This window comes from Pseudomonas sp. FME51 (genome assembly GCF_014897305.1).
In genome coordinates, this window is record NZ_JABUYN010000013.1 from 18884 (window position 1) to 34325 (window position 15442).

Here is a 15442-nt window from a genome sequence, read left to right on the forward strand (position 1 = left end):
GCATGTATCTGAAGCGCTCGATCACCGCCAACTGGGGCAACCTGCCGGTGGAAGAACTGGAATACGGCCCGGTCAACCTGTTCTCCGGCGGCAACGGCTCCGGCAAGACCACCGCGGCCGATGCCCTGCAGACGCTGATGACCGCTGCCCACGACAACCTGTTCAACTACAACCCCGGCCAGGATGAAACCACCCAGCGCGGGCGCGGCGGTAAACAAGTACGCACCCTCGCCTCCTATGTGCTCGGCTGCGACGATGGCGCCTATGCCCGCCCTTGGGCTACCGATGGCTATATCGCCGGCATCTTTCACCCGACTCAGGGAGAAACCGCCGAGCCGTTCACCGCAGTGATCGGTGTGCGCGCCCATCTGGATACCGCCGGCAGTAGCCGTCAGGCTCGCCAGGACGAGCTACTGCTGATGATAGTGCCCGGTGAAATGCTGTCACTGTCGCACTTCGTGCGTGAGCAAGCCGATGGTCGCCATGTGATCCCAGTGACCGAGCTTCCCAATCTGCTGCGCCGCCAGTTCGGCAAACAGCAGGTGGAAGTGTATGAACGCAAGAGCGCCTACCTGGCCCGCCTGTATGGCGCACTGCGTGGCAAGCGCGATGCGGTCTCCATTCGCGAGGCAAAGAACGCCGCGCGCACCTTCGCCAACTTCATGGCCTATAAACCGGTACGCTCCATCGACCAGTTCGTCGCCGGGGAAGTACTTGAGGCGCGCGAATTCGGTGACACCATCAAACGCATCCGTGAACTGTTGCGCACCGTGCACGGCATGGAACAGGAAGCCGCACGGGTACGTAATAGTGTCAACCTGCTGGAGCAATCCCGCAGTCAGGCCGACCGCTATCTGGATAACTGGCTGGAGCGCACCGGGCAGGATTATGCCGCCGCGGCCCAATCCTGGAACAAGAACCAGAAGAACTACCTGCATAGCAAACAGCAACAGCAGGATCTCGATGGCCGGCGCGATACCCTGAACGAACAACAACGCCTGAATGACCAGCGCACCTCCCAGGCCCATCAGGAGCTGGTACAACTGGAAGCCCGCCGACAAGGCATTCCCGCCCTGCAAAGCAAAGACCAGCTGGAGGCACGTCACCAGCAACTCGCCGACCAACTGCAACAGGGCGTGGCCCCTCTGCTGGAGCAGGCTCGCCAGCGCGACCTCAACGTCGAGGCAGTGCGCAGCATTCAGCAGTTGGCCAAGGACGGCCTGAGCGCCGAGCTGCCGGAACTGGACAGTCGGCACTGGCAGGAGCGCGCCGATGCGGTGCTGATAGCGGAAAAGCAACCGGTTGCCGAACTCAACCAGCTGCTGGCGCAAGACTGGATAGATCTGACCCCGCTGGATGCCGGACTGGACGCAATCCGTGCTCAACAACATGAGCATAACCAGATGGCCGCTCTGCTCAACGAGCCGACTGTCGAGGGTGACAACCTGGCACAGCGGGTCGACCGCCTGCGTCAGGAGCGCCTCGCCGCATCGAACACCCTGGATCGGCAGATCAGCCAAACCGAGCGGCAGATCAAGGCGCTGCAGGATAGCCGGGTCACCTACCCCGGCTATGTCGAAGACGCTCTCGCAGCCATCCGCCAGCACTGTCCGCAAGCTGATCCGCGGGTGCTCTGCGATTACGTCGACGTGATCGATTCCGACTGGCAGATGACAATCGAAGGCTATATCGGTGGTTCGCGCTACGGCATTCTGGTCGAACCTGCCTTCGAGGCCGAGGCCATTCGCATCGTCCGCCAATTGAGTGGCCGCGAGCGCAACCGCGCCAAGGTTATTCAGGGTGACAAGGCCCGCCAGGATGCGGAAAGACTCAGCCTGCCGGACGATTCAATCATCCACGCCATGCGCTTCAGCCACCGCATCGCCGAATATTACCTGCACGCTTCCTATGGCAACGTGGTCCGCGTCAAGGATGCCGAAAGCCTGCGCCAGACGCGCCGCGGTATCACCAGCGAAGGTATGGGCTCAGGTAGCTATGCCATGTTCCGCTGCGATATCGATGACAGCCAACTGGTGTTCGGCGCGGCCGCCCGCGAACGCAATCTACTGGCCCAGCAAGCGCTGCTCGCAGAACAACAGGTGCTGCGTCAGAGCCATCAACAACTCAGCGACAACCTGCACAGCCTCGGCACAGCGCTACAGCGCATCAAACCCCTGGATTACGCAGCCTGCGCCAACCTGCTGCTGGAAACTCAGCAGCTGCTGCGCGAAGTGGAACAGCAGCTGGCCAGCCTGGACCTCTCCGCCCATCAGGATATGGAAAACGAGCTGCAGCGTGTCAACCAACGCCATGAAGAGCTGAAGGAACATCAGAAGCAGCTGCAGAAGGAATCCGGAGAACTGAGCCTGCGCCTCGAACAGGTGACTGAACAGGTGCGCAGACTCGCTGATCAGGGCGAGGCGCTGCAGGATAAGCGCGACAACGCGGAACGCTACCTGCTGGATGCCGCCGCGCTGGTCACGGGCATAGACCCACAGCAGCACCTGGAGGAGATAGACACACGGCTTGCCCAAGCGGCAAGCGAGTTCGACTTCGCTGCCGACAGCCAGGCGTTGACCGATACGCTGTATAAACTCGCCATCGCGCTGGACAGCGGTCTGAAGGAATACAACCAGCAGGCGCAACCGGCCGACCATGTGTTGCACGACACCGCTGCCGAACTGCACCACATGGACTTTTTCCGTCATGTCTGCACGTTACGCCAGCAGCTGGATAACCTGCACAACCGCCTGCGCAACAACGTGCTGTTGGAGAAACAGGAGCAGCTAGGCAAGCTGCGCGACAGCTTCAACACCACCTTCATCAGCGACCTGTGCCATGAGATCCATCAGGCAATCAATGATGGTGGGCGGACCCTGGAAGGGCTTAACAGCGAGCTGGAACATCATCGTTTCGGCGCTGATCGCGAGGGCTTTCAGTTCGAATGGAGCTGGGTGCCGGAGTACAAGGAGTATTGGGAGTTCTTCCGCGAAGTCACCCAGATGCCCAATCTGGGAGACGGTGCCAGCCTGTTTGATGCCAGCCTGTCAGACAAAGGGGCAAGGGTACGCGATCAGCTGCTCGGCCTGCTGCTCGACGGTGAGGAGCAACAGGCGTTGCGCGAACTGGAACGCATCAGTGATTACCGTCGCTATCGCCGCTATGACATTCTCAAGCACCCCGAGGGCAAGGCGGCAATCCGTCTCAGCGAATACGGCACCGGCTCCGGCGGCCAGCTGGAAACCCCGGCCTACATCATCCGCGCCGCAGCCGTCACCAGCGCCTTTCGCTTCAACGACGGCGACAGCCATCTGCGCATGGTGATTGTCGATGAGGCGTTCATGCACATGGACGAAACCCGCTCAAGGGAGGTCATCAATTACCTGACCGAGACCTTGGGGCTGCAGCTGATCTTCATCATGCCCACCAGCAAGGCCGGCCCCTTCCTGGAGCTGATCAGCAACCAGTTCGTCTTCAGCAAGGTCCCCAGCGCCCGCCCTATGGGCGAACTCAACACGCGCGTACTACTCGACCGCCAACAGCTCAACCGGGAACGCATTGCCGAACTCTGGGCCAATCATCGTCGGGTGATCCGTCAACAGGGCGCGCTGGATTTCATGGAGATGCTTTGAACACCCTGCCTCCCGCGCCGGTATGGCTGGCTGAAGAGCCCTGGCTACAGGAGTTACTGCTCTGGTTCATTGGCAAGCTGGAAAAACAGAGAAGCCGCGACGTGACTCGCTTGGTAAAGCAGAAGACGGTACCGGCCCTGTTTGATTTCAGTGAAGATACAAAATACCGCTGGGAGCTGATCGAACGAGAACTGGTCCAGCGCTATCAAGTATTTTCCATCAGCTCTGCCCGGCGCTCAAAACAGAGCCAGGAACCTTATGAAAATGTCCAGCTGCGCCTGAACGCGGCTACCGAGCCTCTTTTACGGCACTGGCTCAATCGCCCCCGGATCAGCCCCGAGGAACAAAACTGGCAGGCCGCGATAGATCTTTACGCACATCATTTTATTGACCACGGAGCAGCTCTGAGGGCTCAGCGTCTCACCCTGCCCGGCTATTCCAGCGTACAGCTGGTAGCCGGAATAGCTTCTGCGGGGACGCTCCTTGGCCAATCGCTGACGTTACGCGAGATTTCTGCGCATTGTTTTCTTGGCAACTCCAAAGTGCTGGACAACCGACAGGAGCTGCTGACCCGCCTGTTCGGGGACAGCATATCATCATTGATTGAGCGCCCCTTGCTACTGACCGCTTGGGCACCTGCCGGTTTTTCCAAGCTGTTATTTATCGAGAATCAGGATACTTTCCTGCACCTGACAGAACAGCCTCCCAGCAATAGCGCATTAGTTTACAGCGGCGGGTTTCGCGCCAGCGCCAGTCGCCTGATCAGCTCGGCAACCCGTTTTGCCTTCCTGCCCGGATCAGATGCAGACGGTTTCAAAGCGAGTTGGAAACAGCCGTCCATCCAAGCTTTTTTCTGGGGCGACCTGGACTATGCCGGCATGGGTATCCTGCGCGCGCTCCGCCTATCCCTACCCCACCTGCTGTCTTGGCAGCCGGGATATCGGCAAATGCTGAATGCCCTTCACGAGGGCGCCGGCCATACTCCCGAGCAAGGCGGCAAAGGTGGGCAGATCGACCCTATTGAAACCGGCTGCGATTACGCTGATCAACAATTGCTGCCAGCGCTGCGCATGGCAGGACGATTTCTCGACCAGGAAGGCTTCCACTCCCGCACAACGGGAAGCATCGCAGACACTCCTAGCGCTCTCAACTGAACCGAGCGCTCGGCGGCCGATACAGCAGCATCGCACCCTGGCTGGCGAGCACCAGCAGGATCAGCGGCGTCAATTCCAAAGTGCAGACGTAATGCAGCATCCCGACCCAGCCGGGTAACTTAGCGTTAGTCAGGCCCAGCAGCTGTTGATGATGCAGACGAGTCCAGGCCTGTTCGGCTGAGGCGGTATCCTGTTGCGCGTCAGCGGCGATGACCGCCTGGCGAAAATGCCGGAAGCGCCAGACACTCAGCAGCAGGGTCAGCAGGCCGGCGATGAACAGCGGCACTGCGGCTTCTGGGTAAGCCCCCTGGCGATCATGAAAGAACCAGACCACGGCTATCGGCAGAATCAGCGATGCAGCGCACTGCATGCGCCAGTTGCGCCGCATTGCCTGCCAGTGAGGGCGGGTATCGAGCATTATTCTGCCTCGGCCTGATGAATGGTTCCCAGCAGGTGGCCGAGCTTGCCGGCCTTGGTTGCCAGGTAGTTGCGATTGAAGGGATTCAGGCCGGTCTTCAGCGGGATACGTTCGACCACGGTGATACCGAAGTCTTCCAGTGCCTTGACCTTGCGCGGGTTGTTGGTCAGCAACTTGAGGCCGGTGATGCCCAGATACGCCAGCATGGGCTTGCAGATCCCATAATCACGCTGGTCCGCGCCAAAGCCGAGCAGCTCGTTGGCTTCCACCGTATCGGCACCACCATCCTGTAGGTGATACGCCCGAATCTTGTTCATCAGACCGATGCCACGACCTTCCTGGCGCAGATACAGCAAGGCGCCGCGACCTTCGTCGGCAATCGCTTTCAGCGCCGCTTCCAGCTGGAAGCCGCAGTCACAGCGCAGACTGAACAGGGCGTCGCCAGTGAGGCACTCTGAGTGCAGGCGCCCGAGCACCGGCTGGCCGTCGCCTACCTCGCCCATGGTCAACACCACGTGCTCCTTGCCCGTTCCGGGTTCCAGGAAGCCGTGCATGGTAAAAATGCCCCACTTGGTGGGTAATTGGGATGACGCAACAAAGGTGACTGGCACGCTGTCTCCTGTCCGACCACGCTGATATAGAGGGCAACTATCTTAACAGCACATGCGTATGACCGTCAGCGCCGATGTGCCCGGATTGATGCTGGGTTATACCAGACCCGGCAATTCGGCCAACGCCAGCAATACCAACAGGGCCATGAGGCCAGCGAGGATATCATCAAGCATGATGCCCAGCCCGCCACTGACATGACGATCCGCCCAGCCGATCGGCCAGGGCTTCCAGATGTCAAACAGGCGAAACAGCAGAAACCCCACCACCAGCCACAGCCAACCGGGAGGCGCCAGCCACAGGGTAATCCATACGCCGACGAACTCGTCCCAGACGATACCGCCATGGTCATGCACGCCCAGATCCGCGGCAGTGCGATGACACAACCAGATACCCAGCAAGGTGCTCAGCACCAGCACCAGCGCATAACCCCCCGGCGGCAGTTGTTGCCACAAGAGTGCAAAAGGCAGCGCCACCAGCGAGCCCCAGGTTCCAGGCGCTTTTGGCAATGCTCCGCTGCCGAAACCGAAGGCCAGAAAATGAATCGGGTTGCGCCATATCGATGCCGGTGTTGGCTCGCGAGACTCAGCCATGCGTGGACTCCTTGAAATGTTGGTAACCGTCAGCCCCGCCGACCCGTTGTTGGTCCAGCCAGACGCCCGCTCCGGTGACTGCTTCGCCGATGACGCTGACCGACCATCCCTGCTCGCGCCACTGCTCCAGCAACGCAGCCTGGTTTGGCGGCAACGTGAACAGCAAAACGTATTCATCTCCGCCGCGCAGCATCCAGTCCAGCTGCTGGGTCGCTGGCCACGCCTGCAGAGCCGGGGAATGAGGCAGATCAGCGCTGCGCACATGCAGCGCCAGCCCGCTGGCACGGGCCAGATGCCCGGCATCCTGCAGCAGACCATCAGATACATCCAGACCGGCCGTAGCCACACCAGCCAGCGCAGTACCCAGCGCACATTGGGCTTGCGGGCGCCAGAAACGGCCAGTCAGGTAGTCCCGGTCGCTGGCTAATAGTGTCTCCGGCACAGCCTGCCCCAGCACCACCGCCAGGCCTGCAGCGCCCTCGCCCACGGGACCACCGATGCACAGCAGGTCCCTGGGCTGCGCACCGGAACGCCGCAATGCGCGCCCCGACAGCACTTCACCGAAAACGCTGACGCCGATATTCAATGGACCGCGGGTGGTATCACCGCCAATCAGGCTGATGCGATGATCAGCGGCGCACTCGGCCAGGCCGTCAGAAAAACTCTGCAGCCAGGATTCATCCACCTCGGGAAGGGTGAGCGCCAGGGTAAATGCCACCGGTCTGGCGGCCATGGCCGCCAGGTCACTGACAGCCACTGCCAAGGCGCGATAGCCCAGATCAGCAGGAGAATATTGCTCGGGAAAGTGAACGCCCTGCACCAGACTGTCAGTGGATATGACCCATTGGCAGCCCGGCGTGGGCTCCAGCAAGGCAGCATCGTCACCGATGCCGAGGGCGACTGCGGAAGGTCGGCCTGCCTGTTCCAACGCTGCGCGCTGAAAGTACTGACCAATCAATCCAAATTCACCCAGCGGCATGGCGGCTGCCTCCCTGCCGTGACTCAACGCCCCCTGCGGGACGCATTCACCTCGACACTGCGCAGGCGGGGAGCCAGCTTGTCGAGGATGCCGTTGACATATTTATGGCCATCGGTAGCACCGAAGATCTTGGCCATTTCAATGCCTTCGTTGATCACCACCTTGTAGGGCACGTCGACGCGATGGGTCATTTCAAAGACGCCGATACGCAAGATGGCCAGCTCGATGGGATCAACATCGTTAATCCCCCGATCCAGCACCTGTGCCAGATGATCATCTATTTCATCAAGGTACTGCGGCACACCATGGAACAGCTCGCGGAAATAGGCACCGTCAGCGCTATCGAACTCGTACTCGACATCGCTGCGCAATTGCGCCTCGATATCCGTCAACGACTGACCTGCCATCTGCCATGAGTACAGGGCCTGCAAAGCCAAGCTACGCGCCTTGCGGCGCATGGCATTGCGGGATTGCCCACCGCTGCGCTTGGGTTTCGCGTCGTGGTCGGCCACTTAAGCCTCCAGCTGCTTGATCACGCTGACCATTTCGATTGCTGACAGCGCGGCTTCGGCGCCCTTGTTACCGGCCTTGGTACCGGAACGCTCAATGGCCTGCTCAATGCTGTCGACTGTCAACACGCCGAAGGCAACCGGGACACCGGTGTCCAGAGACACTGCACCCACGCCTTTGACGCACTCACCGGCGACGTATTCGAAGTGCGGCGTACCGCCACGAATGACCGCGCCGAGGGTGATGATGGCGTCGAACTGCTTCAGATCGGCCACTTTGCGCACCATCAGCGGAATTTCGAAGGCACCGGGAACGCGCACTATGGTGATATCAGCTTCCTTGACCCCGTGACGCTTGAGCGTGTCGACAGCGCCGTCGACCAGGCTTTCAACCACAAAGCTGTTGAAACGGCCGACAACCAGGGCATAACGACCCTGTGCAGCGATGAAGTCACCTTCGATGGTACGGATAGCAGTCATATCAATCTCTCTTAAAGAACCGGTGGCGCGCACAGGCGCCGCCGTGAATCCAATGCGTTTATTCGCAGGGCAGGTATTCTACTACTTCCAGGTCGAACCCGGATATGGCATTGAAGCGCATCGGCAGCGATAGCAGCCGCATCTTGCGTACACCCAGGTCACGCAGGATCTGTGAGCCGGCCCCTACAGTATTGTAGGTGGTCGGACGCCGTACTGCCGGCTCATCGCCACTCAATTGCTGGACATGGTGCAGCAGTTCGTCGCCTTCCATCTGATTACCCAGCAGCAACACCACGCCATTACCCTGTTCGGCCAGCTTGGCCATGGCCGCACGCAGGCTCCAGCGACCCGGCTGTTTGACCATGAACAGGTCGCGCAGCGGATCCATGTTGTGCACTCGCACCAGTGTCGGCTCTTCCGGCTCGATGTCGCCCAGGGTCAGTGCCAGGTGTACAGCATTCTCCAGGCTGTCCTTGTAGGTCACCAGCTTGAAGGTACCCAGTTCGGTATCCAGCGGCTGTTCGGAAACGCGCTGTACGGTGCGCTCGTTGAGCAGACGGTAGTGAATCAGATCGGCGATAGTGCCAACCTTCAAGCCGTGTTCCTCAGCGAAGGCTTCCAGCTCCGGACGCCGCGCCATGCTGCCATCTTCATTCATGATTTCGCAGATGACCCCGGACTCGCCGAAGCCACCCATGCGTGCCAGATCACAGGCCGCTTCGGTGTGACCGGCACGTGCCAGCACGCCACCGGGCTGGGCCATCAGCGGAAAGATGTGGCCTGGGCTGACAATGTCCTCGGCTACCGCATCAACTGCTGCGGCCGCTTCCACGGTGCGCGCGCGATCAGCGGCAGAAATACCGGTGGTAACCCCCTCGGCAGCCTCGATGGAGACGGTGAACTTGGTACCGAAACCCGAGCCATTGCGCTGCACCATCAACGGCAGCTTGAGTCGCTCGCAACGCTCCAGACTCATCGGCATGCAGATCAGACCACGGCCGTAACGGGCCATGAAGTTGATATCCTCAGCCTTGCAGGCCTCGGCGGCCATGATCAGATCACCTTCGTTCTCACGATCTTCGTCATCCATGAGGATGACCATCTTGCCAGCGCGGATATCTTCAATCAGTTCTTCAATAGTGTTCAGTTTCATACGGCCCTCCTGGGCGCGTTGCTCAGGACTTCAAAAAGCCGTTGTCGGCAAGAAATGCCATGTTGATACCGGGAGCGGCGCCAGATTCGGCAGCCTTGTCACCCAACAGCAGACGCTCAAGATAACGGGCAATCACATCGACCTCCAGATTCACCGGACGCCCCTGCTGATAGTCGCCCATGACCGTTTCCTGCAGGGTGTGGGGGACGATGTTCAGCTCGAAAATGGCGCCATCCACGCCGTTGACAGTAAGACTGGTGCCATCGACAGTGATCGAGCCCTTCTCGGCGATGTAGCGGGCCAGCGCGGCAGGCGCCTCGATACGAAAGCGTACCGAGCGGGCCTCTTCGGTGCGCGACAATACCTTGCCAACACCATCGACATGGCCGCTGACCAGATGACCACCCAGCCGCGTGGTGGCGGTCAGGGCTTTTTCCAGATTCACCCGACTGCCCACCACCAGTTCGGTGAAGGCGCTGCGGCGCATGGTTTCCTGGCTGACATCCGCCCAGAAACCGTCGCCTGGCAACTCGACAACGGTCAGGCATACGCCGTTGACCGCAATACTGTCACCCAGTTTGACGTCGTCCAGATCCAGCTTTCCGGTCTTTACATAGACCCGCACATCACCGCTGCGCGGCTGCAGAGTCTGGACCTGTCCAACTGCTTCGATTATCCCGGTAAACATGATTGCCTCGGTTACGTGTGCATTATCAGGGCGTGATCAGCTGGCCCACAGCGAACACCGCCAGGAAGCCGAAAATAAAGGCGAACAACAGCAGGCCGAAGCAACGGAAGTAGGACATGAAGGTCAGTCCCGGCAACTTGCTCATGGCCACGATCCCGGCTGCGGAGCCAATTATAAGCAGGGAACCACCTACACCGACAGCATAAGTCAGTCCCATCCATTCAGCGACGCTCATTTCCAGGTCGGATTTGAGCAGCGCGGCGGTCAGCGGCACGTTGTCGATCAAGGCTGACAGCAGGCCCATCAGAAAGTTGGCCAACAGCGTGGGCATCAAGTCATACAGCGCAGTCAGACTGCCGAGCACACCGATGAACTGCAACATGCCCACCACCAGCAAAATGCCGAGGAAGAACAGTAAGGTCTCGAACTCGATAGCGCGGATATATTCAAGGATAGGATCATGCATGACGTCCTCCTCAAGGTGATGCGCCAACAGAAACATCACCGACAAGCCCGCGAGAAACGTCAGCGTCGGCGGTATATCAAACAGTAAGCTGCCAAGGATGGTGGCGAAGATGGTCAGGAAAAACACCAGCGCGACCATGCGTCCGGTGCGCTGAGAATGCACCCTGGAACCTCGGTCGATGACCACCACATCATTCATCCCGACGGACAGCAGACCGGCCAGCAACAGCACCGCAGCCAGCGCCGGAATCGCCAACAGCAGCAGCTGGGTGATCTCCACCTTACCGGCGAGGAAGATCATCAAGGTGGTGACATCCCCAGTGATCATCGCCACCCCGCCCGAGTTGACCGAGAACACCACCAGGGTGGCGAAGCGCAGCGCCTTGCGCAGCTCCAGCTTCAAACTCAGCACCAGCGCCATGGATACCAATGTGGCAGTGATATTGTCGGCAAAGGAGGAAAACACAAAGCAGAACAGAGCCGTCAGGAACAGCAGCTTTCGTTCACTTATACGCCTGGGCAGAATCTTGAAGATGACGCTGTCGATCAACCCCTTCTTGTTCAGATAGGCAACGAAGGTCATGGTCGCCATCAGGAACAGCCATAACCCGGCGATATCCAGAATATTGTGATTGAACGCGTCCTGTACACGTAACCGAAAAGCGTCATCCGGCGCAGCGATGAACAGCACCACCCAGGCCAGCGTGCCGAAGAACAACACGACCATGGATTTGCTGATGTGGGTTACTTCTTCAAAAATGACGCCCAGAATGGCCAGGAAGGCCATCAAAAGCAGGGCTACCTCTACTGCGCTCATGGATTGTTACTCTCGGAAGGAAAAAACCGGTCGCGCCGTGATCCGCCAATCACCGCCGATAACCCGCATGTCAGTCACATCGAGATCCATGGCCTCGGCCATCTCATCGAAGGGCAGCTCCAACAGCGGTCGCGCCCGGCTACCCAGCAGCCTTGGCGCCATATACACAATCAACTCATCCACCAGGCCAGCACGCCAGAAGGCACCAGCCAAGCCAGCACCGGACTCCACCAGTACCTCGTTACAGCCACGCTGCGCCAATTCGCGCAACAGGGCAGCAAGATCCACCTTGCCGTCCGCGCCAGGCAGCGTAAGCAGCTCTATCTGCTGCGCGAGATAATCCGCTGCGCGCTGCTGCGGATCAGTACAGACCACCAGCACCGGGCCGACTTCGCGGAACAGGCGCTGCTGCAGCGGTACGCGCAGGCGTCCATCGATCAACACGCGCAGAGGCTGGCTGGCAGCGGCAGCAGTCGCCAGTTCGGCATCCAGACCGAGCTCGGTGGCACGCACCGTCAGCGCCGAATCATCCAGCAGCACGCTATCCGCCCCGCTGATGACCGCGCCACTGCGCGCCCGCAGACGCTGCACATCGGCGCGAGCCTGCGGCCCGGTGATCCATTGGCTTTCACCGCTGGCCATCGCCGTGCGGCCATCCAGACTCATCGCCAGTTTCAGGCGCACCCAAGGCAGCCCCTGCTGCATGCGTTTGATGAATCCGGGATTGAGGTCACGCGCATCGCTTTCCAGCAGCCCACAATCGACCTCGATGCCGGCAGCGCGCAAACGTGCCAGCCCCTGACCGGCCACCTGGGGATTGGGGTCCTGCATGGCGGCAACCACCCGACTGACACCGGCGTTGATCAAGGCATCTGCGCAGGGCGGCGTCTTGCCGAAGTGACTGCAGGGTTCCAGAGTGACATAGGCTGTCGCGCCGCGAGCGCGCTCGCCGGCCTGGGCCAGAGCGTTGACTTCCGCATGGCCTTCACCTGCGCGTACATGCCAGCCTTCACCGACAATCTCACCGTCACACGCCAGCACACAGCCCACCCGCGGATTAGGCTCGGTGGTATATATCCCTTTGGCGGCCAATTGAATGGCCCGGGCCATCAGACATCGGTCAGCAGACTCCTCAGGCATCGGGTTCGCCCGGCTCGCCTCGGGACAGACGGTCGATCTCCTCGCGGAACTGATTGAGATCCTGGAAACGCCGGTAGACGGAGGCAAAGCGGATATAGGCCACTTCATCCAGCTGTTTGAGCTCGGCCATGACCATCTCGCCGACCACCATCGCCTTGATCTCGCGCTCGCCGGTGGCACGCAGCTGATGCTTGATACGACCGAGCGCCGCCTCGATCTGCTCGACACTGACCGGGCGTTTCTCCAGCGCGCGCAGCAGACCGGCCCGCAGCTTGTCCTCATCGAACGGCTGACGCCGACCGTCCTGCTTGATGAGCCGTGGCAACACCAATTCAGCGGTTTCGAAGGTGGTGAAACGTTCCTGACAGGCGAGACACTCACGCCGGCGACGCACCTGGCCACCGTCCGCTACCAGCCTGGAATCAATTACCTTGGTGTCATTGGCGCCACAAAAGGGACAATACATGCTCGGATCCAGTAAAGGTCTGAACAGCGGCCGCGCTGCGGCCATGCTGGGTTTTTAGAAGGCCCATAGCATACTCGCTGACAGGAGGTTATTAAAGTAAACCAATGTTAACCTGCCACTCATTGCCGCACCCTGCCTCGGTATCAACACCCATCCAACCGATTCACCGATATCGCACCGGCACGCTACAATGGCGGCTTTTCCGCCAAGGTACTCAGTCATGTCCGCACTCGGCTCGATCGACGCCCTGCAAAACACGCTGCAGCAGATTCTGCCGAATGCCCAGCTGAGCGCCAGCACCCTCCCCGACTTGCCCGAGCTACAGCTGTGGCTACTCGATCCCGCCAACCTGGATCGCGCCTTTGCCAGCGATGAAACCCAACGCCTGCTGGAACAACCACCTTACTGGGGATTCTGTTGGGGCAGTGGCCTGGCCCTGGCGCGCTGGATTCTCGATCATCCGGAACAGGTGCACGGCAAACGGGTACTGGATTTCGGGGCCGGCTCAGGGATAGTCGCGCTGGCCTGCAGCGCCGCCGGTGCACGGCAGAGCATCGCCTGTGACCTGGATCACCCTGCACGTCTGGCCAGCGCGATGAATGCGCAGCTCAACGGTCTGGGCATCGAGCTGGCGGACGATTACTTTGCTGTCACCGACGAGCTGGACCTGATCTTCGCCGCCGATGTGCTGTACGACCAGGATAACCACGGTTTCCTCGGCCACTTCCTCAATCGCGCCAATGACGTGTTGATCGCGGATTCACGGGTGCGTGATCTGCAGCATCCCGGCTATCGGCGGGTCGCCACCCTCAGCGGTCAGACCTGGCCGGATCTGGGCGAGCCGGAGATCTTTCGGCAGGTCTCGCTTTACCGCTCCGCCGCTGCGGTAACTTGCTGACCGGCAACTCAAGGAAGTCGACTAACCTTGGTAGTGAGCCACCCTCATACTGCCACTATCTTGATACCAATCAGCTCCTCGAAGAGCAATTCCTACCCCCGCCAGGCTCTACCAGCACTGAATAAACTTCCCACTCTGTGGAAGCAAAGATGCATTCCAGACACCTCCAAATATTCTCGTCAAAGATAATTGATTCTACCGACATTAAAAGTTTGACCATTCGGGAAAATATGGCCTACTCTCTTTTTACCGACTGGTAAAATATGCATCAAGACTCCACAAAAAAAATAACGGAGGCAGTGGTCATTATGTTGACCCGTTCACAGGCACTAGCGCTTGAAAAGGCGCCCGATAACGAATTTACCGAACTGGCCAAACAAGCGGCCGGCATTCGTGATATGCATTGGGGCAAAGCTCTGACTTATTCACGAGCGGTTTTCGTTCCACTTACCAATATGTGCCGTGATGATTGCGGTTATTGCACCTTCGTTCAAAAGCCAGACTCCCCTAATGCACGCCTGATGACGCCTGCTGAAGTTATGCAGATCGTCCATGACGGTGAACGCATGGGCTGTAAGGAAGTGTTGTTCAGCCTCGGGGAGAAGCCCGAGCTGCGTTACCCACAGGCGCAGGCCGCACTGGCCCGTCAAGGGCATACCAGCATGATCAGCTACCTGGCCGAAGTCTGCGCCATGGTAATGAGCGAAAGCAGCATGCTGCCCCATGTGAATGCCGGCACGCTCTCCGAAGCGGATATCCGACTCCTCAAGCCGCACAGCGTGAGCATGGGCATGATGTTGGAGAATGTCAGCCGCCGCCTGATCGCCAAGGGCGGCGCCCATTATGCCTGCCCGGACAAGGTACCAGTGCAACGCATTCGCACTCTGGACCGGGCGGGCCGCCTTGGCGTCCCCTTCACTACCGGCATTCTGATCGGCATAGGTGAAACCTGGGCAGAGCGCGTCGATAGCCTGATGACCATCAACAATCTGCACCTCGAACATGGCCATATTCAGGAAGTCATAGTGCAGAATTTCCGGGCCAAGCCCGGTACCGCGATGGCCGGCCATCCCGAGCCCAGCCTGGACGACATGGTCCGCACGCTGGTACTGGCCCGCCTGCTGCTTGACCCGTCCATCAGCCTGCAAGCGCCTCCCAATCTGGAGAGCCGGTTCGCAGCCTATATCGCTGCCGGCATCAATGACTGGGGCGGTGTCTCCCCATTGACCATCGACCATATCAATCCGGAACGCGCCTGGCCGCAAATAGAATCACTTCGCCGTGCTACAGCAGATTGTGGCTACGGTCTTGAAGAACGTCTCGCGGTCTATCCCCGCTATCTGGAACGCCCTCAGCATTTCTTTACTGGTGAAGTGGCTCCCCGGTTATCCGCCATCGCCCGGGCTGATGGTCTGGCGTTACAACAGTGCCTGTCTTGAGG

Annotated in this window: 15 protein-coding genes; 4 read left to right on the forward strand and 11 right to left on the reverse strand. The window is 59.8% G+C overall.

What is annotated here, in order from left to right:
- Window positions 1-2: 2 nt before the first annotated feature.
- Window positions 3-3632, forward strand: coding sequence for an ATP-binding protein (locus INT39_RS18530; RefSeq protein ID WP_193075485.1), 3630 nt, complete (start codon window positions 3-5; stop codon window positions 3630-3632).
- Window positions 3629-4786: a Wadjet anti-phage system protein JetD domain-containing protein gene (locus INT39_RS18535; RefSeq protein ID WP_193075486.1), complete on the forward strand. Its 1158-nt coding sequence runs from the start codon at window positions 3629-3631 to the stop codon at window positions 4784-4786. Before INT39_RS18530 ends, INT39_RS18535 begins: the two co-directional genes overlap by 4 nt.
- Here the strand turns inward: INT39_RS18535 and INT39_RS18540 are convergent.
- From INT39_RS18540 to nrdR, 11 genes are all read right to left on the reverse strand, one after another.
- A complete protein-coding gene (locus INT39_RS18540) occupies window positions 4779-5204 on the reverse strand; it encodes a hypothetical protein (protein WP_193075487.1) in 426 nt (141 codons plus the stop codon). The genes INT39_RS18535 and INT39_RS18540 overlap by 8 nt on opposite strands.
- Window positions 5204-5815: a GTP cyclohydrolase II gene (gene ribA, locus INT39_RS18545; RefSeq protein ID WP_193075488.1), complete on the reverse strand. Its 612-nt coding sequence runs from the start codon at window positions 5813-5815 to the stop codon at window positions 5204-5206. The genes INT39_RS18540 and ribA overlap by 1 nt, the downstream gene beginning before the upstream one ends.
- Window positions 5816-5911: 96 nt before the next feature.
- The gene (locus INT39_RS18550; RefSeq protein WP_193075489.1) at window positions 5912-6406 is read right to left on the reverse strand and encodes a phosphatidylglycerophosphatase A; all 495 of its coding nucleotides are present in this window, start codon (window positions 6404-6406) and stop codon (window positions 5912-5914) included.
- Window positions 6399-7379 (reverse strand): thiamine-phosphate kinase, encoded by a 981-nt coding sequence (gene thiL, locus INT39_RS18555; protein WP_413468947.1) that lies wholly within the window; start codon window positions 7377-7379, stop codon window positions 6399-6401. The genes INT39_RS18550 and thiL overlap by 8 nt, the downstream gene beginning before the upstream one ends.
- A gap of 29 nt (window positions 7380-7408) precedes the next feature.
- On the reverse strand, window positions 7409-7843 hold the full coding sequence (gene nusB, locus INT39_RS18560; protein WP_193075565.1) for a transcription antitermination factor NusB: 435 nt from the start codon (window positions 7841-7843) through the stop codon (window positions 7409-7411).
- A 54-nt stretch (window positions 7844-7897) separates the two neighbouring features.
- Window positions 7898-8374, reverse strand: coding sequence for a 6,7-dimethyl-8-ribityllumazine synthase (gene ribE, locus INT39_RS18565; RefSeq protein ID WP_090275961.1), 477 nt, complete (start codon window positions 8372-8374; stop codon window positions 7898-7900).
- Window positions 8375-8432: 58 nt separating this feature from the next.
- A complete protein-coding gene (gene ribBA, locus INT39_RS18570) occupies window positions 8433-9527 on the reverse strand; it encodes a bifunctional 3,4-dihydroxy-2-butanone-4-phosphate synthase/GTP cyclohydrolase II (RefSeq protein WP_193075491.1) in 1095 nt (364 codons plus the stop codon).
- Window positions 9528-9549: 22 nt separating this feature from the next.
- On the reverse strand, window positions 9550-10215 hold the full coding sequence (locus INT39_RS18575; protein ID WP_193075492.1) for a riboflavin synthase: 666 nt from the start codon (window positions 10213-10215) through the stop codon (window positions 9550-9552).
- 25 nt (window positions 10216-10240) lie between these two features.
- Window positions 10241-11497: a sodium:proton antiporter NhaD gene (gene nhaD, locus INT39_RS18580; RefSeq protein WP_193075493.1), complete on the reverse strand. Its 1257-nt coding sequence runs from the start codon at window positions 11495-11497 to the stop codon at window positions 10241-10243.
- 6 nt (window positions 11498-11503) lie between these two features.
- Window positions 11504-12637 (reverse strand): bifunctional diaminohydroxyphosphoribosylaminopyrimidine deaminase/5-amino-6-(5-phosphoribosylamino)uracil reductase RibD, encoded by a 1134-nt coding sequence (ribD, locus tag INT39_RS18585; protein ID WP_193075494.1) that lies wholly within the window; start codon window positions 12635-12637, stop codon window positions 11504-11506.
- On the reverse strand, window positions 12630-13103 hold the full coding sequence (nrdR, locus tag INT39_RS18590; protein WP_193075495.1) for a transcriptional regulator NrdR: 474 nt from the start codon (window positions 13101-13103) through the stop codon (window positions 12630-12632). Before nrdR ends, ribD begins: the two co-directional genes overlap by 8 nt.
- 220 nt (window positions 13104-13323) lie before the next feature.
- Here nrdR and INT39_RS18595 point away from each other — a divergent pair, with 220 nt between their 5' ends.
- Complete coding sequence (locus INT39_RS18595) at window positions 13324-14001, forward strand: class I SAM-dependent methyltransferase (protein ID WP_193075496.1); 678 nt, start codon at window positions 13324-13326, stop codon at window positions 13999-14001.
- Window positions 14002-14309: 308 nt separating this feature from the next.
- Window positions 14310-15440, forward strand: coding sequence for a 7,8-didemethyl-8-hydroxy-5-deazariboflavin synthase CofG (gene cofG / locus INT39_RS18600; RefSeq protein WP_193075497.1), 1131 nt, complete (start codon window positions 14310-14312; stop codon window positions 15438-15440).
- Window positions 15441-15442 lie beyond the last annotated feature (2 nt).